The 26,099-nt window shown below is 35.2% G+C and carries 15 protein-coding genes; 6 read left to right on the top strand and 9 right to left on the bottom strand.

Annotation, left to right across the window (positions count from 1 at the left end):
- Positions 1-36: 36 nt before the first annotated feature.
- The 5 genes from ACFO3N_RS16355 (at position 37) to ACFO3N_RS16335 (ending at position 8,422) form a co-directional block, all read left to right on the top strand.
- Positions 37-519, top strand: coding sequence for a DUF2271 domain-containing protein (locus ACFO3N_RS16355; protein ID WP_379799438.1), 483 nt, complete (start codon positions 37-39; stop codon positions 517-519).
- Between the two features lie 131 nt (positions 520-650).
- On the top strand, positions 651-2,834 hold the full coding sequence (locus tag ACFO3N_RS16350) for a PepSY domain-containing protein (RefSeq protein ID WP_379799436.1): 2,184 nt from the start codon (positions 651-653) through the stop codon (positions 2,832-2,834).
- A 303-nt stretch (positions 2,835-3,137) separates the two neighbouring features.
- Complete coding sequence (locus ACFO3N_RS16345) at positions 3,138-4,130, top strand: FAD:protein FMN transferase (protein WP_379799434.1); 993 nt, start codon at positions 3,138-3,140, stop codon at positions 4,128-4,130.
- Between the two features lie 526 nt (positions 4,131-4,656).
- Entirely contained in the window at positions 4,657-7,053 is a 2,397-nt protein-coding gene (locus ACFO3N_RS16340) for a TonB-dependent receptor (RefSeq protein WP_379799432.1), read from the top strand.
- A 37-nt stretch (positions 7,054-7,090) separates the two neighbouring features.
- Entirely contained in the window at positions 7,091-8,422 is a 1,332-nt protein-coding gene (locus ACFO3N_RS16335) for a hypothetical protein (protein WP_379799430.1), read from the top strand.
- A gap of 296 nt (positions 8,423-8,718) precedes the next feature.
- Here ACFO3N_RS16335 and ACFO3N_RS16330 read toward each other — a convergent pair whose 3' ends face one another.
- The gene (locus ACFO3N_RS16330; protein WP_379799428.1) at positions 8,719-9,594 is read right to left on the bottom strand and encodes an NmrA family NAD(P)-binding protein; all 876 of its coding nucleotides are present in this window, start codon (positions 9,592-9,594) and stop codon (positions 8,719-8,721) included.
- 81 nt (positions 9,595-9,675) lie between these two features.
- On the opposite strand from ACFO3N_RS16330, the gene ACFO3N_RS16325 reads away from it, so the two are divergent.
- Positions 9,676-10,041: a winged helix-turn-helix transcriptional regulator gene (locus ACFO3N_RS16325; RefSeq protein ID WP_095930384.1), complete on the top strand. Its 366-nt coding sequence runs from the start codon at positions 9,676-9,678 to the stop codon at positions 10,039-10,041.
- A gap of 252 nt (positions 10,042-10,293) precedes the next feature.
- On the opposite strand, the gene ACFO3N_RS16320 is transcribed toward ACFO3N_RS16325, so the two are convergent.
- The 8 genes from ACFO3N_RS16320 to ACFO3N_RS16285 form a co-directional block, all read right to left on the bottom strand.
- Positions 10,294-11,244, bottom strand: a complete 951-nt coding sequence (locus ACFO3N_RS16320) for a M20/M25/M40 family metallo-hydrolase (RefSeq protein ID WP_379799426.1) — start codon at positions 11,242-11,244, stop codon at positions 10,294-10,296.
- A 287-nt stretch (positions 11,245-11,531) separates the two neighbouring features.
- Entirely contained in the window at positions 11,532-12,578 is a 1,047-nt protein-coding gene (locus ACFO3N_RS16315; protein ID WP_379799424.1) for a sialidase family protein, read from the bottom strand.
- A gap of 143 nt (positions 12,579-12,721) precedes the next feature.
- Positions 12,722-14,308: a SusD/RagB family nutrient-binding outer membrane lipoprotein gene (locus tag ACFO3N_RS16310; RefSeq protein WP_379799422.1), complete on the bottom strand. Its 1,587-nt coding sequence runs from the start codon at positions 14,306-14,308 to the stop codon at positions 12,722-12,724.
- Between the two features lie 16 nt (positions 14,309-14,324).
- Positions 14,325-17,411: a SusC/RagA family TonB-linked outer membrane protein gene (locus ACFO3N_RS16305; protein ID WP_379799419.1), complete on the bottom strand. Its 3,087-nt coding sequence runs from the start codon at positions 17,409-17,411 to the stop codon at positions 14,325-14,327.
- Positions 17,412-17,673: 262 nt separating this feature from the next.
- Positions 17,674-20,334, bottom strand: coding sequence for a glycoside hydrolase family 3 protein (locus ACFO3N_RS16300; RefSeq protein WP_379799416.1), 2,661 nt, complete (start codon positions 20,332-20,334; stop codon positions 17,674-17,676).
- 12 nt (positions 20,335-20,346) lie between these two features.
- Entirely contained in the window at positions 20,347-22,590 is a 2,244-nt protein-coding gene (locus ACFO3N_RS16295) for a GH92 family glycosyl hydrolase (protein WP_379799413.1), read from the bottom strand.
- 11 nt (positions 22,591-22,601) lie between these two features.
- A complete protein-coding gene (locus ACFO3N_RS16290) occupies positions 22,602-24,086 on the bottom strand; it encodes an alpha-L-fucosidase (protein WP_379799410.1) in 1,485 nt (494 codons plus the stop codon).
- Between the two features lie 55 nt (positions 24,087-24,141).
- Positions 24,142-25,995 (bottom strand): glycoside hydrolase family 35 protein, encoded by a 1,854-nt coding sequence (locus tag ACFO3N_RS16285; protein ID WP_379799408.1) that lies wholly within the window; start codon positions 25,993-25,995, stop codon positions 24,142-24,144.
- Positions 25,996-26,099 lie beyond the last annotated feature (104 nt).

The following is a 26,099-nucleotide window of genomic DNA, read 5'->3' as shown; positions in this document are numbered from 1 at the left end:
ATAACTTAAAACTCATAATTCATAACTTATTTTTTCATGAAATCAATATTAAAAATTGCTCTTACCAGCGCTTTTATCTTTTTAGTTTCTTTCCAATCTCATGCGCAATCAAGCAAATACAAAATCATGTTGCAAATGAACAATTATATGGGAGAAGGTGCTTATATCGTTGTTTCTCTTGTTAATTCGGCAGGCGAGTACGAAAAGACACTTTATGTAATGGGCGATGATAAAAAATGGTACAAATCATTAAAAGAATGGAATAAATTCCATACTCAGAAAAATGACGATATCAGTGCTAAAACTGGAGCTTCTGTAACTGGCGGAGACCGTAGTGTCACAACAATCGAAATCGAAAATTCTAAAATCAATAAAGGCTATAAACTTCGTTTTGAGTCGGCTGTTGAAGACCAGAAATACTATGTAAGCGATCTTGAAGTTCCGCTTACAACTGAAGGTCTAGCTGAAAAAACAGACGGTAAAGGTTACATCAAATATGTAAGGTTAAACAAAATATAATCTTTAGCACATTATTTTTTAACCTTATAATGAGTACAAATTTTATTTTTGTGCTTAGAATTAAAATCTGAGCTTTGTCATCGTTTTGAACTTTGACAAAGCTTTAAACGTTTTTATAATAGAATAACTCAATGACTCTTTCTTTTTGGCGTTACGCGCACTTGGCTTTAGCCTTATTTTCTTCTATTTTTTTGCTTTTGGCTTCGGTAACAGGAATCATTCTGGCAGTCGATGCAGTTCAGGAAAAAACACTTCCGTACAAAGCAGAAGATTTTAATAAAATAACTTTGGGCGAAACGCTGTCAATTTTAAAGAAAGTGTATCCAGAAATTACAGAATTGAGTGTAGATTACAATCAGTTTGTAACACTTCAGGCAATTGATGCAGATGGAAACGATGTTAAAGCCTACATTGATCCAAAGACTGGAAAAACACTTGGAACTCCTGCAAAGAAAACCGAATTCATCAATTGGATTACGAGTTTACACCGTTCGCTATTTCTTCATGAAGCAGGACGATTTTTTGTGGGCGTAATTTCTTTTTGTTTATTTCTAATATCAATTTCAGGTTTCGTACTAGTTTTAAAAAGACAGCGCGGCATCCGAAATTTCTTTTCTAAAATAATCAAAGAATACTTTGCACAATATTACCATGTGCTTTTAGGAAGATTGGCTTTAATTCCGATTTTGATCATTTCACTTACCGGAACTTATTTATCGCTAGAAAGATTCAACTTTTTTATGGGCGAAGAAAAAACAAAACCCGTAAAAACAGAACTTTCAGACAAAGCCAAAACCACTTCAATTTTCAATACCACTTTATTATCTGATGTAAAGAAAATTGAATTTCCTTTTACTGATGATCCTGAAGAATATTATATTATTGAATTGAAAGACCGAGAGATTGAAGTCAATCAGGTTACAGGAGCTGTAATTTCTGAAAAGCTTTCGCCAATGCGAACTCAATTTGCGGCATTAAGTTTAGATCTTCATACGGGAAGAATTAACGGAATCTGGGCTATAATTTTAGCAATAGCGTGCATCAATATTTTGTTCTTTATTTATTCTGGTTTTGCCATTACTTTAAAAAGAAGATCTAGCCGAATTAAGAATAAATTTAAAGCTAGCGAAAGTACTTTTATCCTTTTGGTTGGTTCAGAGAATGGAAGTTCGTTCCGATTTGCCAATTCAATTCAGAAACAATTAATCAATCATGGACAAAAAGTTTTTGTTAGCGAATTAAATAAATTCTCGACTTATCCAAAGGCGGAACACATTATTGTTTTTACTTCAACTCATGGTTTGGGAGATGCTCCTTCTAATGCAACTCAATTCAAAACTATATTAGAAAGACAAAATCAAGACCAGAATATTCATTTCTCTGTGGTTGGTTTTGGTTCTAAATCATATCCTGATTTTTGCCAATTTGCCATTGAAATTGACCAGCTTTTAGAAAAGCAAAAATGGGCAGATCGCTACTTAGATTTGCAGACGGTAAATGATAAATCGGCTGTTGAGTTTGTAGAATGGGTGAAATTATGGAGTGAAAAAACGGGAATTCCGTTGGCTACCACTCCATCATTATACAACCATGTTCCAAAAGGTCTGCAAAAATTAATGGTTTTGGATAAAACACCAATTTCTGAAACGGAACATACTTTTATTCTGACTTTAAGAGCAAATGCAAGAGCTAAATTTAGTTCAGGAGATTTATTGGCAATTTATCCGGCCAACGATTCTAGAGAGCGCCTCTACTCTATCGGAAATCATTCTGGAAATATTCAGCTTGTTGTAAAACTGCATCCAAACGGATTGGGTTCTGGCTTTTTGAATGCTCTGGAGCCAGGAAATGTAATAAAAGCTCAGATTGTAAAAAATCCTGCTTTTCATCTTCCAAAGAAAGCGCAAAAGGTGGCTTTTATTTCTAACGGAACAGGAATTGCTCCTTTTTTAGGAATGATCGAACAGAACAAAGCAAAACAGGAACTTCATTTGTATAGCGGATTTAGGATGGAAACGCCAACTTTAATGGCTTATAAAAAGTTTGCTAACATAATGATGCAAAAAGAGCATCTGGATAATTTTCATGTGGCGCTATCTCGTGAAGCCGAGCATATTTATGTCATGGATTTGATTAAAAGAGATTCATCGTTCTTTACGAATTTATTCAAAAAAGGCGGTGTCGTTATGATCTGCGGTTCGCTTGCCATGCAGAAAGATGTTGAGGCTATTTTAAGTGAATTGTGTATAGCAAAAGGATTAAAAACACTGGAAGAATACAAAGCCAACAAACAATTTTTAACGGATTGTTATTAGAAGTAATTTTAGATTTTAGATTGTTGATTTCTAAGTTGAATTCTTAATTCTTAATTCTTAATTCTTAATTCTTAATTCTTAATTCTTAATTCTTAATTCTTAATTCTTAATTTTAAAACAAATCCCAGAGGGATGATATATTTATAGATTTAATTTTATCCGCATACAGCTAAAGCCCCAGAGGGGACGACATACATAATCTAGAGATATCGCTCCGCTGGAGCTTTATTGATAGGTAACAAATCTGTTTCTATAAATATTTTGCTCCTCTGGAGCTTTTTAGAATTCTTTAAATACATTTTCATGAATAAATTAATGTCATATAAAATTTCATTGTTTTTTGTAATTGTTTGCTGTTTATCTTCATATTCACAAGTATTACGTAAGAGAACGACTCTTCTTATGGGTGGCCGTTTTGACATTTCTATTGTGGATAAAGATTCGCTTTCGGCAGAAAAAAATATAGATGAAGTTATTGCAGAGATTACGCGAATTGAAAATTTAATCTCCGATTGGAAACCTACTTCTCAAGTTTCTGAAGTCAATCAGAATGCTGGAATAAAACCTATAAAAGTAGATCGCGAAGTTTTCGAATTAGCGCAAAGAGCGATTAAATTTTCTGAAATTACCAATGGCGGATTTGACGTTAGTTTTGCTGCTTTAGATCGGATTTGGAAATTTGATGGTTCGATGACCGAAATGCCTTCGGCGGAAGCCATAAAAAAATCGGTTGAAAAAGTAGGCTACAAAAACATCATTTTAGACAGCGTAGCATCGACTATTTTCTTGAAATTGAAAGGAATGAAAATTGGTTTTGGCGCTTTAGGCGAAGGTTATGCAACCGATAAATGCCGAGCTATAATGATTGCAAAAGGTGTCCAAGCCGGAATTATAAACGGTTCTGGAGACATGAGCACTTGGGGAAAACAGCCTAGTGGAAAAGATTGGAAAATCGGAATTACAAATCCGTTTATGCCTGAAAAAATTTTGGCCGCAATTCCGCTTAAAGAAGGTGCTGTAACTACTTCTGGCAGTTATGAAAAGTTTGTTGTTTTTAACGGGAAACGTTATTCTCATATTATAAATCCTGCAACGGGTTATCCTGCAACGGGTTTATGCAGCGTAACCGTTTTTGGTCCGAACGCAGAAACCGCAAACGGATTAAGCACTTCTATGATGGTTTTAGGCCAAAAAGAAGGCTTGCTTTTACTTCAAAAATTCCCTGATTACAGTTGTGTAATGATTACTGATAAAGGAAAAGTTGTTAAGTCTAAAAACTTCTCTTATAAATTGTAAATGGTGAAACGTCAAATGTGAGATGTGAAATGATAATTCGACTGTCTTCCTGAGCGAAGTCGAAGGATATACGCAAAGTATAGTATTGATAATTGAAATGAAATAATCTCGCAAAGTCGCGAAGTCACAAAGTTTTTCATGAATTTACTTGTCTTTCTGAGCGAAGTCGAAGAATATACGCAAAGTATAGTATTGATAATTGGGGTGAAATAATCTCGCAAAGTCGCCAAGACGCAAAGTTTTATTTCCTGTTCTTTTAAGTTTTTTTAATTCAAACTTTGCAACTTCGCGACTTTGCGAGATTAAAACATTCACTTTTCGCATATCCTTCGACTTCGCTCAGGAGGACAAAACACGAATTCCCTATTCACATCTCACATCTCACATCTCATAACTCATAACTCAAAAACAACATTAAAATAACATTAGAATCCTCTACTCAATTCTAATAATCTTCTAATTGCTTTATTTAGATTAAATTTAAATTATCACATAAGTTTGCAGCACTTTTATTTGCAGACTCAATATGAGAACAATTTTACTTCTATTTTTATTTACCATTTCAGCTTGGTCACAAACCGGAAAAATTACTGGAAAAATCTATTTTGCTAATAACGAAACTGCTTTTGGCGCTTCGGTTCAAATTGCAGGAACGAAAAAGTTTGTTGTAGTTGATAATGACGGTCAGTTCGAAATAAAAGGTTTGGCTTACGGAAGCTACAACTTGGAAATTTCTTCTATGGAAGCCAAACCAAAAACAATAAATATCTCTGTTAATCGTCCGTTACACCAGATCAATATTGCATTAGAAAAAATAACAGATCCGAAAGCGCTTAAAGAAGTAAAAATTGAAAAAAAGACCTTCAAAAAAGACATTATAGAAAAAGGCTTTGCGGTTAACGTGATCGAAACCCAAGAAGCGGCTAAAAGAAACTTGCAAACCAACGATTTATTAGATCGTTCGGGCGGTGTTAGAATCAGACAAAATGGAGGTTTAGGTTCTGCTGTAACTTATAATATCAATGGAATGTCTGGAAATGCCATCAGAATTTTTATTGACGGAGTTCCCATTCAGACTTATGGAGCCTCTTTTAGTTTAAATAGCATTCCGCCTGCTTTGATCGAAAGAATTGAGGTTTTTAAAGGAGTGGTTCCTGCTTATTTAGCCGATGATTCACTTGGAGGTGCCATTAATGTCGTTTTGAAAAAAGGCGCTAAAAACAGTTTGAATGCTTCTGTTTCTTACGGTTCTTTTAATACCGTTCAATCTAATGTTAATGCTTCTTTTAGAAATAAAAACGGATTCACAGTAAAGGCAAATGCTTTTCAAAATTACTCTGACAATGATTATGAAGTTTGGGGAAAATGGGTTTACAATATAGCTCCAAACGGACGTTACGAATACATTCGCGCCAAGCGATTTGAAAGCATGTATCGATCTTTTGGAGGAAGATTAGAAGCTGGTTTTACCAATGTAGATTGGGCAGACAATCTTCTTATCAGTTACAATGGTTCGCAAGATTACAATCAGATTCAGCACGGGCAATATATGACTAAACCTTATAAAGGACGTTTTAGCGAATCTGCTGCGAATGTTTTTAGTGTGACTTACAACAAAAAGGACTTTTTAATTAAGAACCTTGATTTCTCTCTTATTTCTGTTTACAGCCATAGAAATGACGTAATCAACGATACTGTAAAATGGAATTACAATTGGAATGGCGAAAAAGCGCTTGGTCTTTACGGTCAGCCTATTTTAACGAATACTGGAGCACAACAGGGCGCACCAACTATCAATCATATGAAATCGAATATTTTTAATACTCGAGCGGGTTTAAGTTATTCGATTACCGAAAATCATAAAGTGCTTGTCAATGTTATGACTTACATTCTTGACAGAAATGATCTTGATGAAATGCAACCAGAAATCACTCGCAATTTCATCGTTACTAGAGATTTAGCCAAAACGGTTTCTTCATTTGCTTACGAAATGACAGCATTTGAATCTCGACTGAGAGCGAATCTTTTTTTCAAAAATTATAACTTGAAAAATGAACAGAGAGATCCGCAAGTTGTGACTGAAAATGGCCAAAGTGTGGTAAGAGAAGTTGTTACTTCTAAAAGAACAAATTATAATGGTTACGGAATTGCCGGTTCTTACTCTATTCTACCAAAAGTAATGGCTATGGCTTCTGCTGAAAAAGCAATTAGACTTCCTTCAGAAAATGAAATATTTGGTAATCCTGGAGAAAATATCATTAGCAATTCTGGATTAAAACCAGAACAGAGCAATAACTTCAATGCAGGTTTGCGCTTTGGTCCGTACGAAATGAATAATCACAAACTTACGGTTTCAGGAAATGCTTTTTGGAGAAATACGGAAGATAAAATTGTTCGCCAAATTAGTGATCGTGTAAATGAGGCTATTCAAGCTTCTCCTTTTGTGAATTTAGGAAAAGCGCAATCTGTTGGTTTTGAAACTTCTTTCCAATATTCTTATCACAATCGCTTTTTTGCAGGGATGAATCTTTCCAAATTCAATGCGCTGTTTAAAGATAAATACGATAAAAACGGAAACATTCTACCGAATTATAACAAACAGCTTCCGAACGAACCTTTCTTTAATCTAAATGCGAATCTTCAGTACAACTTTAGAAATGTAATTCAAAGCAAATCAGAGCTTAATCTGTATTACTACTGTGGTTATGTAGCACCGTTTTATACTTCGTGGTTAGAAACTGATAGAACTACAGCACAATTTCCTCAAGATTTAGGTTTAAGCTATGTTTTTCCGAACAAACAATTTACAGTAAGTTTTGATGCCCGAAATGTTTTTGATGAACAGGTTTATGACAATTTTGCGGCCCAAAAACCAGGAAGAGCCTTTTATCTAAAACTCAACTATACCTTAAATAAATTTTAATCATTCAATAAATAACTAATTTTTAAATGCTATAAAAATGAAAAAACACACATTTAAATTATTTACATCTAGCCTACTTCTTGGTGCACTTGCATTGACTACGGCTTGCAGCAGCGACGATAATAAAAATTCAGAGCCTGTTAACCCAGTGACAGACGGTCGTTGGATTACAGTAGCAGGAGCAGTTATGCAGACAAATCCAGGTGATGGAAATGGCGGTACAAAAGTTTTCGCTATCAGCAAAGAAAACGCTATTGACCCTAACTTTTCTGTAAACGTTTACGATAATGGTTCTCCTGTACAATCTAGTAGAACAGCTCGTTTGCAATCTTCTGTAGACGGAAGCACTCTTTTCAATATCACTTATACAGGTGCTAATGGAGGTGAATTCATGACGTACAAAGTAAACGGTGGAAGCAATTTTGCAGAATCTCAGGCAAAAGTTAATATTTCGCAATATGCTGGTACTTCTCCAAGATGGGTAAAACTTTTTGATGGTGATAAAACCGGTGTTGCTGTAAATGTTGCTGCTCCAATTGTCAATACAAACGAAGACAAAACATATAAAAATACAAGAGGAAAAGCTACTGTATTGTCTTTAGATATGCAGAATACTTTAATTTCTGCTTACAAACAATACGATATTCCACTAACTGCTGAAGAAGAAGCACAAGGACACCATATTTACCGTTTAGATGCTCCAACATTAAACAAAGCAGGAAACAAGTTAATTATTGGAACATGGATGCGTAAAACAGATATAACTAACCCAAAAGAAAACGAAAGTTCATTTACACGTTTAGGCTCTAAATCTGTTGTGGTTGATTATCCTTCTTTAGAAAATCCTGTGGTAATTACTTCAAAAGTTGGATTTGGAGACACTAGCGGTTATAGAAGTTTCAACAGCTTTGTGGCTACTGACGGAAACATTTACCAAGCTACGCAAAGAGATACACAAAAAGGTTCTTATATTTTAAAAATCAATCAAAACAATCAATATGACGATAATTATGTATTTAGCTTAGATACCGCTTTAGGAGTAAAAGGAAGTTATATTGATGCTTGGAGATATGTTGGAAACGGAATTGCTTATGCGGTTTATACTTTTGATGGCACTAATCAAGGTTATGTAGCGAGATTAGATTTGAATGCAAGAACTGCACAAAAAGTAGAAGGAATTGACTACGACGCTGACTTAGATTTTGGACAATATCAAGGTTTTGTTGTGGATGGAAATAGTTTCTATATCGCAGTAACACCAGTTGGAAAAGATGGTAACATTTATGTAATTGATATTCCTTCAGGAAAAGTTACTAAAGGTGCTAAATTGATCAACAAACCAGGAAACCACTACATTGGGGTATTCTAAAAATATACGACTGTGAAAACAGTTTGTGGAAAATTCATCACTTGAGTTTTTTTTTAATCGAACATTCCGCTTCTATTTATAGTAAGCGGAATGTTTTTTTAAAATAGATTGTGAGCAGTTGGATTATATCATATTTAAACACATAGAAACATAGATTTTTATTGCTTCTGTATAAGATTATAAAAAAAGCAAGCTTTAACACATAGCTATGTGCTTTTAAATTAAGTAAAACGCCTTTTTAAAGCTTGCAGAACTATGTTTCTATGTGTTTAAAAGTTTTAATCAACAATTTATAATTAGAATTTTGAAGCAAATTCTTTAGCAAATTCTTCTAATTTGATTTTACCTGTCGCATTTCCATCATTGTTTAGGAAATCTGCTGCAATGGTTTCGTTTCGTAATCCCGTTCCCATTTCGGTGTATAAACCTGCCATTTCTTCTGGAACACCAGCTTGTGTCATTCCGCCAAAATATTGCTCGTCTGTAAATTCTATCCAAGGAAGTTCCGGTTTATCAATTGCAGATCCAAAAGCTTTTACAATTTCAGAAGGCGTTTTTACATCACTAATAATATAACGAATGTTTTTACCTTCTTGAGTTTTCTGCAATTCTTCTGCCGCAGCCGCTGCAATATCCTCTGGATGCACTAACGGAATACAGTTTGATGCTGGAAAATTGGCTCCCATTATCCCCGCTCCTTTTATCATCGGGATATCATTAAAGAAATTAAGGTAAAAATATCCTGCTCTTAAAAACGTGATAGAAGTGTCTAATTTCTCGTAAATCTTCTCAATATTATATAAACCTGCTATTGGTCCGTTTCCTGTTGGCAAATCAGCTCCAATGCTGCTTAGCATCACTACTCTTTTAATTTTGGTTTCTTGAATTGCTTTCGCGAAAGCAGCACCAGCATCTGTAGTGTTTTTAATGATATTAGCTCCACCCATATTTGGAGGTGTCATGGCAAAAAGAGCATCTGCACCAGTAAAAGTTTTAGAAAGAAAATCAGCATCGCTAACCGATCCGATTGCGGCTTTTGCTCCTAAATTTTCGATGGCGTCTTTACGATCTGCAGTACTGCTAATAACCGTTACATCATGCCCTGATTTTACCAATTGAGCCGTTAAAGGCTTTCCTATGTTTCCTAATGAACCTGAGATTATAATTTTCATCTTAAAATGTTTTTTTATTTAACAAGACAAAGGTATCTTTGTACTTACTTTTACACAAGTACTTACCCTAAAGTATGTATCATGACAGCAATTAAAGAATCGTCTACTATTCAGGAAAACAAGCAGTATGCCTTAGAAAAATGTCCTGTAACTTTTGTTATGGAGAAAATTGGAGGCTACTGGAAACCTATTATTTTATATCATTTATCAACCGGAGATAAACGTTACAGCGAATTGAAAAGAGCTATCCCAGCTGTAACAGAAAAAATGCTTATTCAGCATTTAAAACAACTAGAAGCTGACGGATTGGTTATTCGCGAAGCAAAACCTGTTGTACCGCCATTTGTAACTTATAAATTAAGCAGTGCAGGAACTGGCCTGCTCCCTGTAATTGATGCTATGGCTTCATGGGCTTTTAAAATGAAAGACGGCGTCTATAATATGTAATAGACACCGTCTTTTCGAAAAAACAAAAACTAATTAACTTAACTTATTTTGTGAAATTGAACAGGCATTAATTTCACTAGTCGGATTAATTTATTCCATAAGTAAAATCTAATTTAATCTGCGAAAATCTTTTAAATCTGCGTGAAATACTTCTTGCGCATAGATTTTTTTCACGCAGATTTAAAAGATTAAAGCAGATTTAAACAGATCAAATCTAATCAGTTGACGAAATAATTAATTTCGTTCAACGATTTAATTCTGTTTTATAAAAACTAAAGTTTCTTCATAATTCGCAATTTGTACAAGGGCATTATAAATATATTGAGCAACCAGTGCGCCTCCTTCTGAATTAATCAGTTCAATGTCGTCTTCAGGTGTGTGATATTGCGGATGTCCGCCTGTATGAAAACCAACTGCTGAAATGGATTCTTTGTAGAAAGAAACATGATCTGAACCACCAACGTCGCCTGCATGTATAACAGGATTTAATCCGCTATTTTCTTGCAGTTTTTTCATTAATTCTACTCCGTTCGGAAAAGTTCCTGCTCCTCCCATATAAAGCTCTTTTTTATCGTTCAATCTTCCGACCATATCCATATTGAGCATCACTTTTACAGCTTCTTTTGAAACGGGAAGATGATTGACAAAATATTTTGAACCCAATAATCCTTCTTCTTCTCCGCTAAACGAAATAAAAATAATGCTTCGTTTAGGTTTTACTTTTTGTTTTGAAATTTCTTCTAAAATGCACAGCAAAGCCGAAACGCCAGAGGCATTATCATCTGCTCCGTTATGAATGGCAAAAGCTTCTTTCTTTTTACTTCCGGAACCTTGTCCGCCCCAACCCCAATGGTCGTAATGGGCACCGATTACAATGTATTCGTTTTTCAAATTAGGATCTGAACCTTCAATGTAACCCACAACATTTTGCGTAGCCACACTATCCGATTTCATTTTATTGATTCCTTCTTTGACAAATACTTTGAAAGGTTGATAATAAGAATTACCAAATTCTTTTAAACCATACTTTTTAAAATACTTTTGAATGTAAGCGGCTGCTTTATTATTTCCTTTTGTTCCAGGGAAACGTCCTTCTAATTGATCCGATGACAGGTATTTATCATGTTTGTAAAAGATATTAGACATTTGTGCATCCACAAAAGTGTAGCAAAAGAAAAGAATTGCAATAAAGAGTTTTTTCATAATTGTTATTCTATAGATGTAACACGGATGAAACGGATTTGCTTTGCAAAGACGCGGATTTTAACTGATTTAAAATATTTTTTTTAAACACATAGAAACATAGCTTTTCTAAATCTAAAAAAGGCGTTTCACTCACATTAAAACACATAGCTATGTGTTAAAGCTTGCTTTTTCTATTTCTCTTCTCGAAGAGGAATAAAATTCTATGTTTCTATGTGTTAAAATTAAATATCTGTTTTTATCCGCGTCTTCGCAACGCGAATCCGTTTTATCAGCGTACTATTATCTTATAAATCGAAAGAAGTATGTTTAATATATTTTCGATCATAAGTATACAATACGTGTATTTTTTTGTCTGTGGTTTGAATTATGGCTGGATAGCTAAATTCTCCTTTTTCCTGTTTTTCGAGATCGAATAATTTAGTCCACTTTAAACCGTCTTTAGAATATTCTACGTCTAAAATATTTCTTCCGTTAAACCAGTCTTTTCCAATTGGAAGCGGATTATTTACTAATAAAAACGTGTTTTTATCTACTGTTAAAGCATCAATACCAGAATTGGAATTGATGACATTTATAGTATTGGTTCTAATCCAACTTTTTCCGTTGTCTCCCGACCAGCTCGAAACTACTTTATTGTGTTTACTACGAGACAGCATTTGAATATCACTCTTACTATGAATTAAAAATGTTGGCTGAATGATATCAAAGTTCTGATTGTTTTCTACGGCTATTTTTTTCCAAGAATCTGTTGCTTCTGTATATTCTTCAACATGCACGCGCCATTCGTCAGTGCCTACACTTTCTGTACTGCTTCCGCACAAAATTATGCCTGGAGTAGTTTCGATTGGTTTATTTCGAATTGGACCTAAAATTCCGTCCGGAAGATATTTTGGTTCTCCCCAGGTTGTTCCGTTATCTTTCGAAACAATCATAGCGCCAAACCATTCTCTCGGATTTTTTCCAACTTTATAAAACAAATACAAATTCTCGCTTTTGCTTTTAAACAAAACCGGATTCCAGCAAGGAAGTGTATCTCCATTTTTAATTAAGGGCTGAATCAGTTCTTTTGGTGCAGACCATTTTTTGTCTTTATAAGCCGAAATATAAATTCCGACATCTTTTGCTCCTTCATATTTTCCACCAAACCAAGCGGCTAAAATCTCATTGGGCTTGTATTCGACCAAAGTTGAGGCATGGCTGTTTGTGGTAACAGGCGGATCTGCAATATAACTGCTTTCAATATTTACTGCCTTCAGTTGTGCTTTTATTCCATTAGAAAAAAGAAATAAAGCCAATAGAACTGCTACAGCATATTTTTTCTTTAAAATCATTTTATTTTAATATAGATTATAATTGTATGTAACGAATTAAAGCTGGGGCAAAAATTCAGTGGTTTTTATATAAAACAAAAGGAGAGTTACCTCTCCTTCTGCTCAAGTAACAAATCTTTTGATCTTTTACTTTACCAAATTAATTATTTTGTGTCCCACCAAAGTCTTGTTCCACCAGAATCTGGACCTCCTAATTTAGAAACTCCGTCATCTACAGCCGCTTTGTTTGATGAGTACTCATTTGTAGTGTAAATAATTCTTTTCATTAAAGATTTACCAACTCCAGCATCTGGGTTATCAGTATTTAAAACTGGATAGATTACTTTAGCATCGCTTCTACGTAAATCTGCCCAAGCTTCCCAAGATTCTGGGAAAATTGCTAAGTACTTCTGAACTGCAATTTGAGTTCTTTGATCAGCAGTAGATGCAGACCAAGCCACAGGCAATTTAACTGGAATATCTTGTAAATCTAAAGTTGGATATACTGTCAAAATGTTTGGTAATGTTGGCAATGTTGTTCCTGCTATATAAGCATTAACGTCAGCTGCTTCTGTAACTCCCCATTGCGCAAGCGATAATCTAATACCTGTTTCATACAAAGTTTTAGCATCTGCTCCCATGTTCCATCCATTTAAAGCTCCTTCTGCTCTACTTAAGTAGTTTTCAGAAGCCATGAAGATTTCAATGTTTTTAGTTTCGCTAAGTGTGTTATTAGAACCATTTCCTAAAACATTATTGTTAAATTTAGAGAATTCAGTAGTTCCGAATTGATCTTCTAAACCTCCAACTGGATTTCCTCTATACACTCCTGAAGCAATTGGGGCAAACCATTTAGCTAAACGTGGATCGTTGTACCCTACTAAGATACTTTCCATAGAAGAGGTCATTACATAACCCCAGCTATTTACAATCATGTTTAAATTGTTTGGAGTAATGTTACTTGCTTTAAAGAAAGCGCTTTGATCATTGGTTTGCATAACTCCAGCAGCTACTGCAGCTTCAGCTTGAGTTTTTGCATTTGCAGGTTCTTTATCCGAAATTCTTAAGGCCAAACGTAATCTCATACTGTTTCCGAAGATTCTCCATTTGTCAACATTTCCTGAATAAACTCTATCATTTGGGGCAAGAGAGGCAACCGAAGTTACAGAAGTTGAAGCTAATGTTGCATTTGCTTCATCTAATAGTTTAAAGAAATCTGCATAAATAAATTCTACGCTGTCGTAAGGAACTTTATCTTTTCCGTTACCAGCTTCAGTATAAGGAATTGGTCCGTAAGCATCAACCATTTGGTTGTACATGAAAACTTTCCAGATTTTTAAAATTGCTGTAGCTTCTGCGTTTCCTTCAGATGCTTTAATCGCATTTGATAAAGCTGGAGCCGCAACGGTGTAAAATCTTGTCCATCCTCTACCTTCGTATCCATTAACGAAAGCATTTCTTTCCGTTCCGTATCCACAGTTTAAATAGTGAATAAAAGTTGAAGATAAAATACCTGTAGCAATACCCCAAGTACCTTGATCATCTACTCCTGGAGATGAGTAAGAACCATTGTGTATACCTGCGTATAAAGCCGAAGCAAATGCAGGACCAGCTAATGTAGCATCTAACTGATCTTCAGTTAATGAATTAGGATCTTTGTTTATTTCATCAAAATCGCCAGTGCAGCTTGATAAAATCGAAACTGCCATTAAAGCAACTCCTAATGTTTTTATTTTAAAACTATATTTCATGATGTCTCTTTTTTAATTAAAATCCAAATTTAACATTCACTCCATAATCTCTCGTTGATGGAATGTTGAAAGATTCTATACCTTGCAAGTTACCTGTACCTGCTCCTGCTTCTGGATCAAAGTACTTAGCTTTGTTTAAGAAGAAGAACAAGTTTCTACCTACTAATGAGAAATCAATGCTTGTAAATCCTGAGTTACCTAATAAACGTTTTGGCATTGAATAACCAAAAACAAGCTCTCTTAATCTGATGTTTGTAGCATCATAAACGAATGGCTCTGCAATTGGAGTTCTTTGACCGATTGCTGTCCAGTACTGTTCAGCATTGATGCTTGTTGTATTTGGAGTGTAAGTTCCGTTTCCGTTATCTATAACACCATCAACAACGATTCCACCATTTCTTCCTGCCAAAGTAATATCACTTACCCCTAAACCAGCTTGTCTAGCTTGAGTGTATGAAATAACTTCACCACCGATTCTAAAGTCAACTAAGAAGCTTAAAGAGAAATCTTTGTATTTGAAGTTATTTTTGAAACCTGCAGTCCAATCTGGGTTAAAGTTACCAGCACGAACATCAAAACCATTTGTTGCCAATGGAATACCAGCGCTGTTTACTAAAATTTCTCCAGCTTCATTTCTTTGGAAACCTTTGATGTATAAATCACCATATTCTCCACCTTTAACTACTTTACTTCTAACTAAACGTCCTTCACCGATTACTAACTCGTCACGTCCTTCAAAGATAGATTTTACTTTTGACTTATAAGAAGCGTAGTTTGCTGTAATATCCCAAGAGAAGTTTTGTGTTTGAATTGGCGTTGCACTAAGCGTGAACTCAAAACCTTTATTTTCAATATCTCCACCGTTTACGATTGCTCTAGAATATCCAGAAGGCTCAGGAGTGTTGATGTAGAAAATTTGGTTATTAGTTAACGTTTTAAAGTATGTGAAATCTAAACCTAAACGGTTGTTGAAAAATCTAACATCAGCACCAAACTCATTAGAAGAAGAAATCTCCGGTTTCAAGTTTGGATTTGCTTTTGTGTTTTGTCCGTATAACATACCACCATTACCACCAATGTAAGAGAATCTTTGTTGTGTTTGATAAGGATCTGTATCGTTACCCACTTGCGCATAAGAAGCTCTTAATTTTGCAAAACTAATTACTTCTGGTAATGTAAACATATCAGAAAGAACAGCAGAAAGTCCGAAAGATGGGTAGAAATAATCTTCTGGTAAAGTAGAAGACCAGTCATTTCTAGCTGTTAAATCTAAGAATAAGTAGTTTCTGAAACCAATTTGACCAAATCCGTAAACAGAGTTAATTCTTTTCTCTGAAGCTGTAGAAGTAGATTGAACTGTTTGCACGTTTGATAACGCGAAGAAGTTTCTTTTACTTAATACACCACCTGAATTTAAAGCTGAACTGTTTTGTTGCAATGAACTCGCACCAGCATTAAGACCGATAGAGAAATCTCCGAATTTTTCATTGTAAGAAAGTAAAGCATCAATGTTTAATTCGCTTACTGTTTCATAAGATTCACTGTATGAACCCATGTTGCTGTTGAAAGCTGCAGTTGCATATCTGTTTCTTACGTTTTTGTTTGTCATTTGGTCTAAACCAGCTCTACCTTGTAAACTTAAAGTTTTTGTAAACTCATATTTAAGAGAAGCTAAACCAATAAATCTATTTCTTTTATCTGTACGAGCATCATCTCTTAAAGCAGACCAGAATGGGTTTCCACCTGGAGCTCCAGTTTCGTCAAGGAAATAGTTTACTTGTCTTTGCCCTGCAGCATCGATGTATTCGAAATCTTTGTAATCGTTGTAAGCGATACTACGAGGTAATAAATAAGCAGATGTTCCAATAGACTCTTCACCAGTTCTCAATAAGTTATCGATATCTTGAACGATGTAGTTTGTTTTAGCATCTAAAGTTAATCTGTCTGTAATTTTACTAGTCAATCTTAAGTTAAGATTGTGTCTGTCCAATTGGTTTCCTCCAACAATACCTTCAGCACGTGTGTTAGTATAAGAGAAATATCCTTGCGCTTTTTCGTTACCAGCTGTAACAGTCAAAGTGTTTGCTAAGTTATATCCTGTTTTGTAGAAATCAATAACGTTGTTTTTCTGTGGAGAATAGCTTTGTGTAGCTGGTCCTGCATAATTTGGATTACGAACCAACTGCCACGCAGACACCTGACGTCCGTCTAAAGGTGCACCCCAGCTTGAGCTTGAGTTAGAAACATAATTTCCATTTGTACCTTGTCCGTACTCGTTTTGTAAGTTCATCAAGTTATAAGCAGAAGAAGCCATAAAGTTAGATGATAACGAAACTGAAGTTTTTCCAGATTTACCAGATTTAGTTGTAATTACGATTACACCATTTGATGCTCTAGATCCGTAAAGAGCTGCTGCAGATGGCCCTTTCAAAACAGTCATCGAAGCAATATCTTCTGGGTTAATGTTAGAAATACCATCAGGTTGTGTAGTTCCTCCTGTATCAATATCAGGATTTGTATTCGTTGTTCCGTTAGAAATTGGCACACCATCTACTACATAAAGAGGCTGGTTGTTTCCGTTAAGAGATCTGTTACCTCTTAAAGTAATTCTAGAAGAAGAACCAACACCATTTGAAGTGGTAGAGAAGTTAAGACCCGCAACTTTACCAGAAAGTGAGTTGGCAACGTTTAATGATCTAGCTTCAGAAAGTTCGTCTACAGAAACGTTTTGTGCAGAATACGTAATTGCTTTTTTCTCTCTTTTAATACCAAGAGCTGTAACGACTACCTCTCCTAATTGCTGCGTATCTGGACCTAAAGATACGTTAATTGTAGTTTGTGATCCAACAGCAACTTCTTTTGTAGAAGATCCTACATAAGTAAAAACTAAAACTGCTGATTGATTTGGAACGCTAATGCTGTATTTACCATCAAAATCTGATGAAGCACTCGTTTTAGTTCCTTTAACAATAATATTTGCTCCAGGAATTGGAATTCCGCTTTGAGCATCTGTTATCGTTCCTTTTACTGTTGTCTGCGCTTGTAGGCCTTGGAACCCAAAAAGGCATATGACAAACAGTAATTTTAGTACGCTTTTAATCATATTAGTTGTTTTTTTAGAGTTAATAACATGTTAAATTTAAGAATACATTCTGTTAACAATATATAATTTCGACAAATGACATTTTTTCGCAGGTGTTGGTGAATGTTTGGTTCAAAATTGAAAGAAAACGTTTTCATTTGTAATCCTACTCTGCCTTATAAAAAAGGCCAAAATCTATTAATCTAATAGATTTTGACCTTTTTTAGTTGTATTCATTTTTTTAACTAAAAATCGTTTAAAATTATTCGGTATTTAACACTTTTTAGTTCGAAACCTTGAATTTGGTTTTTAGAAGATCCAATGAGTTTCCGCCAACCATCACTTCGAAGTCTCCAGGCTCTACAACATACTTCATTTCCCTATTATAAAGGCCTAGCTCGTCCTTAGTAAGTGTAAAATCAACAGTTCTAGTTTCTCCCTTCTTAATATTTAATCGTTTAAAACCTCTTAAAGTTTTCTCTGGTGTCGTTACAGAACTATATACATCATTTATATACAACTGAACCACTTCGTCTCCATCTCTGTCTCCAACGTTTTTAACATCAACAGAAACTTTTATTTCTCCATTTGGTTTAATTTCAGAAGTATTTAGCTTTAAATTAAAATATTCAAACTTCGTATAACTTAATCCGTAACCAAACGAATATAAAGGATGCTCGCTTTCTGCTACATATTTATGTATTGCAGATGGTTTTTGGTTATAATATATAGGTAACTGCCCTACTGATTTCGGAACTGTGATTGGCAACCTTCCTCCAGGATTGTAATCTCCAAATAAAACATCGGCTACAGCTCTTCCTCCTAACTCACCTGGAAACCATCCTTCCAAAACTGCTGGAATATTTTCAGCAATCCAGTTTGTAGAAAGCGGGCGGCCGTTTAATAACACACAAACCACTGGAGTTCCTGTTTTTTGGATCTCTTCAATCAATTGCTGTTGGATTCCAAATAAGTCTAAAGAAGCAACGTCTCTGTTTTCTTCAACCAATTCGTTAGATTCTCCTAAAACTACAATCGCAACATCTGCTTTCTTAGCGGCTTCAATTGCCGGCTGTAAGTTTACTTTTTCTAAATTCCAACGGAAATGAGCTCTGGCACCCCAGCCTCCTTCCCACATTTCAATGCGGACTTTATATTTTTTACCTTTTTCGATATTTTTTGGAACTGTAACCATGCTTGTCGCACCTTTTGTCCAGTTGTCGATTACCAATTGGTCATCAATGTACATTCTGATTCCGTCATCAGAACTTAAACCTAACCAACCGTCCAATGCTTGATCCGATTTTAAAAATCCTGTCCATCTGATAGAAAAATCATCTACATTCACACCATCACCAGGTGCCCAAGGCCAGTCAAATTCTAATTGGCTATCAATACGAGTTAAAGCTGGTGTTCCTTCCAGATTTCTGTTATTGAAATATTCTCCTTTTAATCCGTTTTGAGATTCGTCTGGAGTAAATAAATATTTAGATGGAATAATTTGTCCTTTTACAATTAACGGAACTCCTTCTTCATAAACAACATTAGCCGTTTTTCCCATTACTTGCTGAACACCTTCAAAAACAGTTACTCCAACACTATTTTTAGGAGCATAACCTCCCATTCTTGAAGCATTTGCGTTTGGTCCGATAACCGCAATATTTTTTAACGATTTACTTAAAGGTAAAATGTTGTTATCATTTTTCAATAAAACCATCGATTTCTGAGCCGCTTCTAAAGCAACTTTCTGATTTTCTGGAGTATGAAAACGCTCTTTAATTAGATTTTTTTCTGTGTACGGATTTTCAAATAATCCTAACAAGAATTTCAAACGCAAAACTCCTCCCGCTGCACGATCGATATTTTCGGTTGTTAATTTCTTTTCATTTACCAATTCAATAATGGTGTTTTGCCAAAATTCATTGCTAAAATCATAAAACTGCATATCAACACCAGAAGAAACGGCTTCTCTAATAGCATCTTTTGGAGAATCAGCCACTTTATGAGTAGTTTGAATGTATTTAATAGCTCCTAAATCTGAAACTACAATTCCTTTAAAACCCCATTCTTTTCTTAAAACATCTGTCAATAACCAGTGATTGGCAGCACAAGGAATTCCGTCCAATTCAGAATATGCACACATAGTTCCTAAAGCACCGCCTTTTGTAAATGCTTTTTGGAAAGATGGCAAATGATCTTCTCTTGCTGAACGCTCTCCCACCAAAATTGGCGAAGAATTTCCTCCCGCTTGCGGAATACCGTGAACGGCAAAGTGTTTAGGTTCTGCAATAATTGAACGATCCGATTTTAAATCGTCTCCTTGCAATCCTTTTATGAAAGCCAAACCAATTTCGCTGTTCAAAAAAGCATCTTCACCAAAAGTTTCAGCAACACGTCCCCAACGTGGTTCGCGCCCTAAATCTAAGTTTGGTCCAAAACCAAAATGAACTCCATGCGCTCTGGCTTCCATACCAATTACTTTACCCACTTTGTCCATCACAGCAACATCCCAAGTTGCTCCAAGTCCGATGTTCATCGGGAAAGCGGTACTTCCTTCGTCTAAATAACCGTGAAGCATTTCACACATAATCAGCGCTGGAATTCCCCAACGATTTCCTTTGATTACATTGGTTTGAAGATCGTTGATCATTTTCGCTGAACGCGGATACAAATCATGAATTGCTCCAATTCCTAATTTCCCGATTTTTTCTGCCGATTTAGCTTTAGCAAAATCTTCTTTATCTTTAAAAAAATCTCCTCTATACATATCCATCTGACGCACTTTTTCTTCAAGTGTCATACGGCTTAGCAAATCTTGTACCCTTTCTTCTACTGGTAATTTGGCATCCTGATACGGATACTTTTTCTGGGCATTGGTTTGGTTAAAAAAACCAACAGCCATTACAAAAATAATGGCCGTTTTCCTCATTCTTAATTGTAACATAGTTGTGTGTGTTTAGTTTTGAATCACTTTAAGCTTTGTTCCATTCACAAAATCATCATGTGAAATAAAGAAGCTGTTACGTGTTTTTCCATTTAGCTCAATCGAATTGATTTTCCCGCCATTATTTTCTTGCCTTTCAATTACGATGCTTTCTTTTTTATAATAGCTTGGATCTAATTTGATCGTCACTCTATGAAACATTGGCGTTGTAATGGTGTAAATTGGGTCTCCTGGAGAAATTGGGTAAATTCCCATCATCGAATACACCAACCAAGCCGACATTGTGCCTGTATCGTCATTTCCTGGTAATCCTTTTGGTTCATTTTTGAAATATTCGCGAACCAATTTCTTTACCATTTCCTGAGTTTTATATTCTTCGCCTTTCACATAATTGAATAAATACGGATTGGCAATATCTGGTTCGTTTGCCATATCAAATTGCTTGATATCAAAGATTTTCTGCAATTGCGCCGAAAAAGCTTGATCACCACCCATTAATTTCTTTAATCCAATAATGTCATGCGGAACCATAAAAGCGTACTGCCAAGCATTTCCTTCGATAAAACCAACATTTTCTTCAAAATTAGCTCCAGAAGCAGGATCAAATGGTTCGTACCATTTTCCCTCAGCCGTTCTTGGACGAAGCAGATTTAAGTTTTTATCAAATAATTTTCTGTAGGATAATGAACGTTCTTTAAAACGTTTTACATTGTCTTTGTCACCGAACTCGTTGGCCATAAGCGAAATAGAATAATCTGAAATATTGTATTCCTGAGTTGTAGAAACTGGGCCTTTATTGTCAGTTGTTAAATATCCTTTTTTGATATAATCTTTCAATCCAGGACGAAGCGGATTATTTTCAATATTATCTGCCCCTTTCAACATCGCATAATAGGCTTTATTAACGTCATAATCACGAACTCCTCTCATATAAGTATCTGTAATTACAATACTTGCAGGGTCTCCAACCATGGTAAAAGTTTCAGTCGAATTCAGTTCCCATTTGGGTAACCAGCCGTTTTCATCAAACATAGTCAACATACTTTTTACCATATCAGATTGCTGTTTTGGATAAACCAAAGACATCAATGGATGTACATTTCGGTACGTATCCCATAAAGAAAATACGGTATAACGGGTGTCATCGGTTTTAGCAATTTTACTTCTTTTGATTACGGGATATTGTCCGTTAATATCATTTAAAATATTGGGATGAATTAAAGTGTGATACAAAGCTGTGTAGAAAATCGTATTGTCATCTTTGGTACCGCCTTCAACCAAAATTTTAGACAATTCTTCGTTCCATTCGTTGTAGGTTTCTTTGTAAATCGCATCAAAAGATCTGTTACCAACTTCTTTAGCTAAGTTTTCACGGGCATTTTCGATACTTACGTACGAAATTCCAATCTTCACTTCAACCGTTTCTTGTTTGTCGAATTTATACGTAAAATAACTTCCAATACTATCACCTACTACGGTTTTAATGGTGTTTTCCATTATTCTCGCTTTTCCGTTGTAACCCATCCATTGTGCTTCAACGCCGTTGTATTTTGCAGGTTTTTTCCAAACTCCAAATTTATGGGCAGGTTTAGAAAATTGAGCCACAAAATAAACTGGATAAGCATCTTCTGGACTATTGTAACAAAATGAACCAACAGAACGCATTCCTTCAATTTCTGTCGAAGAAACGACTTTTACCATCGCGCCTTCTTCATTGGTTAATCCTAAACCAAGATTTAATAAAATATTAGATTGCCCTTTCGGGAAAGTGAATCTGCTTACTCCCACTCGTTTTGAAGCTGTAAATTCGCCTTTTACTTTGTATTTGTCGATGTTTACGCTGTAATAAGCTGCTTTGGCAACTTCATTAGAATATGTTGAACCGTATTTTAAATGATCGATTTCTACATTTCCAGTTGTTGGCATCAATAAAATAACACCCAAATCAGGACAGCCAACTCCGCTTAAATTTACTTGACTAAATCCTGTCAAAAAGGTATTTTCATTCACATACGGATTCGAAAGCCATTGACTGTCTTTTTCCATCGGTGTATTTTTTACTCCAGCCACATTAAACGGACTGATACTTGCCATTCCGCGTGGTGCAATTGGTCCTGGAAAAGCCGCTCCATAATTGGAAGTTCCAATAAACGGATTGACAAAATCGGCAGGTCCCTGCGCAAAAATCGTAATGCTAAAAAACAGCATGTATAAAATACATGCTGTTTCAAATTTATTTTTAATATTTAAAACCATAGGCTTCGTTCTTATCTGTTGATCGCTTCAATTTTTAAAGTCCAAGCTTCTTTTGCAGGAAGATTGTTTCTTAAACTTTCCGGAATAATTACTTTAAATCCGTTTCCTTCTTTGGTCCATTTTAAAGAAGTTTTAGAACCTAACATTGTAATCTTAGTTCCTTTTTTAGGACTGATAGATTTTACAGTAACTGCAGCAGGAATTTTATCTTCTCCGTCTTTAGCTAAATAAAATGCGAACACATTACCCACTTTATTTTGTGTAAAACAAATGTTTTCTTCTTTATAAGGCTCGATCGGTTTTGTATTGTAAATCGCTGTGCTGTTTACTTTCATCCAATCTCCGTAAGCTTGCAATAAATCGTAAGCCCCTTTATCCCATTCTCCTTCTGGACTTGGAGCAATGTTCAATAATAAGTTTCCGCCTTTAGCTACAATATCAATCAACATGTGAATACCTTGTCTTCCAGTCATGTATTCAGCACCTGGAGAATAAGACCATCCACCGCCTGCAGGAATACAAGATTCCCAAGGATAAGGCAACGTTTTAGCAGGAACACGTCCTTCTGGAGTTAAGTAGTTTTGGTTTTTACCGTGAACCGCTCTATCAACCACAATTAAACCTGGTTGTTTTTGACGTGCTTTTACAACCAATTCATCCATTTTTGGATCTTGATCCACCACTCTGTGTTTGATGAAACCGTTTTTAGATTCGTTTTCAGTAAATTTCTCGTCGTAGTTTTCTTTGATGTTTACTTGGTCTCTTTTTCTAACCCATCCTCCATCTAACCATAAGACATCTACTTTACCGTAGTTGGTTAAGATTTCTAAGATTTGGTTGTGAGTGAAATCAACATATTTTTGCCATTTTTCAGGGTATAAAGACGGATCATAGTTTACGTTTCTGTCGAATGGAGGAAAATATGGATCCCAGTAGTTTTCGTTATGCCAGTCTGGTTTAGAGAAATAAGCTCCAGTTGAAATACCTTCACCTCTAAAAGAGTTGAAAATTTCTTTTAAAACATCAGCTTTAGGATTAGTATGAAAAGGAACATCTTTACTCGTAATCTTGTAATCAGAATATTTAGTATCATACATATTGAATCCGTCATGGTGTTTTGTAGTGAAAACCATGTATTTCATTCCAGCATATTTAGCAGCTTTTGCCCATTTTGCAGGATCAAATTTTACAGGGTTAAACGTTTTTCTTAAACCTTCGTAATCTTTAATATAATCATTATAATTAGACGGATTGCTTCCTTTTTTACGTTCACACCATCCGTAATCTTCAGGGCAGATAGACCAAGATTCTACAATTCCCCATTGGCTGTAAGTTCCCCAGTGCATTAGCAAACCAAATTTTTTGCCTTGCCATTCGTCTAAGTTTTTCAAAACCAACGGATCAGTTTCTGGTACGTATCTTTCATCTTCATAAATCGCCTGAGCGAATATCTGAGCTGAAAATAAAAGGGCGATTATGAATATTCCTTTTTTCATCTTTAATCTAATTTATAATTTATTATTCTTTGTTTTTCTGGTTTAATAGGTAATCTTAATTTAATTTATCAAGTATCGGTTGATCTGTAAAAGTTAATTCTTTTTGGGTGTTTTCATTAAGCTGCTCCAATACCACAAACTTATTTTCGCCCGCTTTCAACCAGCATCCTGGTACATAAAGCGTTTGCTGTGGTCCCACTTTCCAGTAGCGACCAAGATTGTGGCCGTTAACAAATACAATTCCTTTTCCCCAAGCAGACATATCAAGAAAAGTATCGGCTGGTTTATTGATGTTCACAATAGATTCATATAAAACTGGACGTCCTGGCTTTATCATTTCATTTTTAATAGCTGGCACTTCACTCATTGGCATTTTATACATTTCCCATCCACCACTAATTTCATATTCATTAATGAATACTGGAGAAATAATTCCTTTCGTATTATGTACTATTTCAGCTCCGTAATTAATACGTCCCATATTTTCAACTAGAATTTCTAAAATACCGTTAAAAGGAATAGAAATTGTCAACTCGTAATTTTTAAAAACTCTATTCAATTCACCCACCTTAACTCCATTTACATAAACTGTAGCAAAGTCTCTCAATCCCTCAATCTTTAATTTACCAGAAGAAATTGGCTGCGTAAATCTTTTACGATATAAAACATATCCGTTTCCTTGACCTAACTTTTCAAATGTTAAGGGCTGGTCATTTACAACTGCTTTTTCTTTTTTGATCCAACTCAAAACATCCATACTTGATTTGACAGGCTGATTAGGATATTTTGCAACTGGTATTTTCTCTGGAATCGGAGCTAATTTTGTTTTAGAATACTTTTGCATTACTTCACGAATAGCCATGAATTTTGGTGTTGCCCAACCTGCTTCGCTAATAGGAGCATCATAATCATAACTTGTAATATCCGGCTGAATGTCACTTTCTTCATTATAATTTGCTCCAGAGGTAAATCCAAAATTAGTACCACCGTGCACCATATAATAATTAAAAGAAACACCTGCATCAAGGTATTTTTTAGTTTGACTTGCAATCTCTTCAGATCCAATTTTAATAAATGGTTCTGCCCAATGATCCAGCCATCCAGAATAAAACTCTGCTACCATGTAAGGACCTTGTCCTTTATGGTATTTATCGACCTGTTTCTTTAAATTTTCTATATTAGATTCTCCATTTGCAGTTGGCAGCACGCCTTCAACAGCACCGCCTTCAAACAGCCAAGTACCGTCAGAAGTAAAAAAAGGCTCTGGAAACCCAGTTTCTTTAAGCATATTGTAAATGGCAGTTTTGTAAGCTTTATGATCCTCAGCACTAATATCGGTTCTTTGAGAAACATAAGAACCAAATTCATTTTCAGCCTGAACCATAATAATTGGCCCTCCTTGGTTAGCAAAAAGTCCTTTTACCTCTGCATACAAATGTTCTAGATACGTTTTGCAAGCGTCTAAAAATGCTTTGTTATTGGTACGAATTACTAAATCTGGATTATTTTGCAGCCACCAAGGATATCCTCCAAATTCCCATTCACCGCAGGCATACGGACCTGGTCTAAGAATCACATACAATCCTTCACTTTTAGCCAGACGTACAAATTCTGCTAAATTTTTATTTCCTGTTTTAAAATCCCATACACCTGGCTCAATTTCGTGATAATTCCAAAACACATAGGTAGCCACGGTATTCAATCCCATAGCTTTAATCATTTGCAGCCTATGTTTCCAATACTCTTTAGGAATACGCTCGTAGTGCATTTCTCCCGAATGTATTTTTATAATTTTCCCATCTTGTTTAAATTCTCCATTAGATATAGAAAATCCTTTGCTTTGTGCCCTAGTAAAAAACGGCATCAAACAAATCAATAATACTCCGAGCTTAAATAATATCTTATTCATTCTTTTTCAGATTATACATTTATAAACTTAACAAGCATTTCACGTTAAGCTATGTGTGAGAAACTAATTTCTTGCTAAACTCTTTTACCAAGTTTCAAAAAAAC

The organism is Flavobacterium chungangensis (assembly GCF_042654045.1).
Classification (GTDB): Bacteria; Bacteroidota; Bacteroidia; order Flavobacteriales; family Flavobacteriaceae; genus Flavobacterium; species Flavobacterium chungangensis.
The sequence above is the reverse complement of the archived record's forward strand: the minus strand, read 5'-3'. Positions and strand labels throughout refer to the sequence as shown.

What these genes read in the sequence shown, in the direction of transcription:
- ACFO3N_RS16320 (WP_379799426.1), bottom strand. Translation starts at nt 11,244, where the DNA reads ATGAAAAAACTCTTTATTGCAATTCTTTTCTTTTGCTACACTTTTGTG.
- ACFO3N_RS16285 (WP_379799408.1), bottom strand. Translation starts at nt 25,995, where the DNA reads ATGAATAAGATATTATTTAAGCTCGGAGTATTATTGATTTGTTTGATG.
- ACFO3N_RS16340 (WP_379799432.1), top strand. Translation starts at nt 4,657, where the DNA reads ATGAGAACAATTTTACTTCTATTTTTATTTACCATTTCAGCTTGGTCA.
- ACFO3N_RS16300 (WP_379799416.1), bottom strand. Translation starts at nt 20,334, where the DNA reads ATGTTACAATTAAGAATGAGGAAAACGGCCATTATTTTTGTAATGGCT.
- ACFO3N_RS16310 (WP_379799422.1), bottom strand. Translation starts at nt 14,308, where the DNA reads ATGAAATATAGTTTTAAAATAAAAACATTAGGAGTTGCTTTAATGGCA.
- ACFO3N_RS16335 (WP_379799430.1), top strand. Translation starts at nt 7,091, where the DNA reads ATGAAAAAACACACATTTAAATTATTTACATCTAGCCTACTTCTTGGT.
- ACFO3N_RS16305 (WP_379799419.1), bottom strand. Translation starts at nt 17,411, where the DNA reads ATGATTAAAAGCGTACTAAAATTACTGTTTGTCATATGCCTTTTTGGG.
- ACFO3N_RS16330 (WP_379799428.1), bottom strand. Translation starts at nt 9,594, where the DNA reads ATGAAAATTATAATCTCAGGTTCATTAGGAAACATAGGAAAGCCTTTA.
- ACFO3N_RS16355 (WP_379799438.1), top strand. Translation starts at nt 37, where the DNA reads ATGAAATCAATATTAAAAATTGCTCTTACCAGCGCTTTTATCTTTTTA.
- ACFO3N_RS16345 (WP_379799434.1), top strand. Translation starts at nt 3,138, where the DNA reads ATGAATAAATTAATGTCATATAAAATTTCATTGTTTTTTGTAATTGTT.
- ACFO3N_RS16315 (WP_379799424.1), bottom strand. Translation starts at nt 12,578, where the DNA reads ATGATTTTAAAGAAAAAATATGCTGTAGCAGTTCTATTGGCTTTATTT.
- ACFO3N_RS16290 (WP_379799410.1), bottom strand. Translation starts at nt 24,086, where the DNA reads ATGAAAAAAGGAATATTCATAATCGCCCTTTTATTTTCAGCTCAGATA.
- ACFO3N_RS16325 (WP_095930384.1), top strand. Translation starts at nt 9,676, where the DNA reads ATGACAGCAATTAAAGAATCGTCTACTATTCAGGAAAACAAGCAGTAT.
- ACFO3N_RS16295 (WP_379799413.1), bottom strand. Translation starts at nt 22,590, where the DNA reads ATGGTTTTAAATATTAAAAATAAATTTGAAACAGCATGTATTTTATAC.
- ACFO3N_RS16350 (WP_379799436.1), top strand. Translation starts at nt 651, where the DNA reads ATGACTCTTTCTTTTTGGCGTTACGCGCACTTGGCTTTAGCCTTATTT.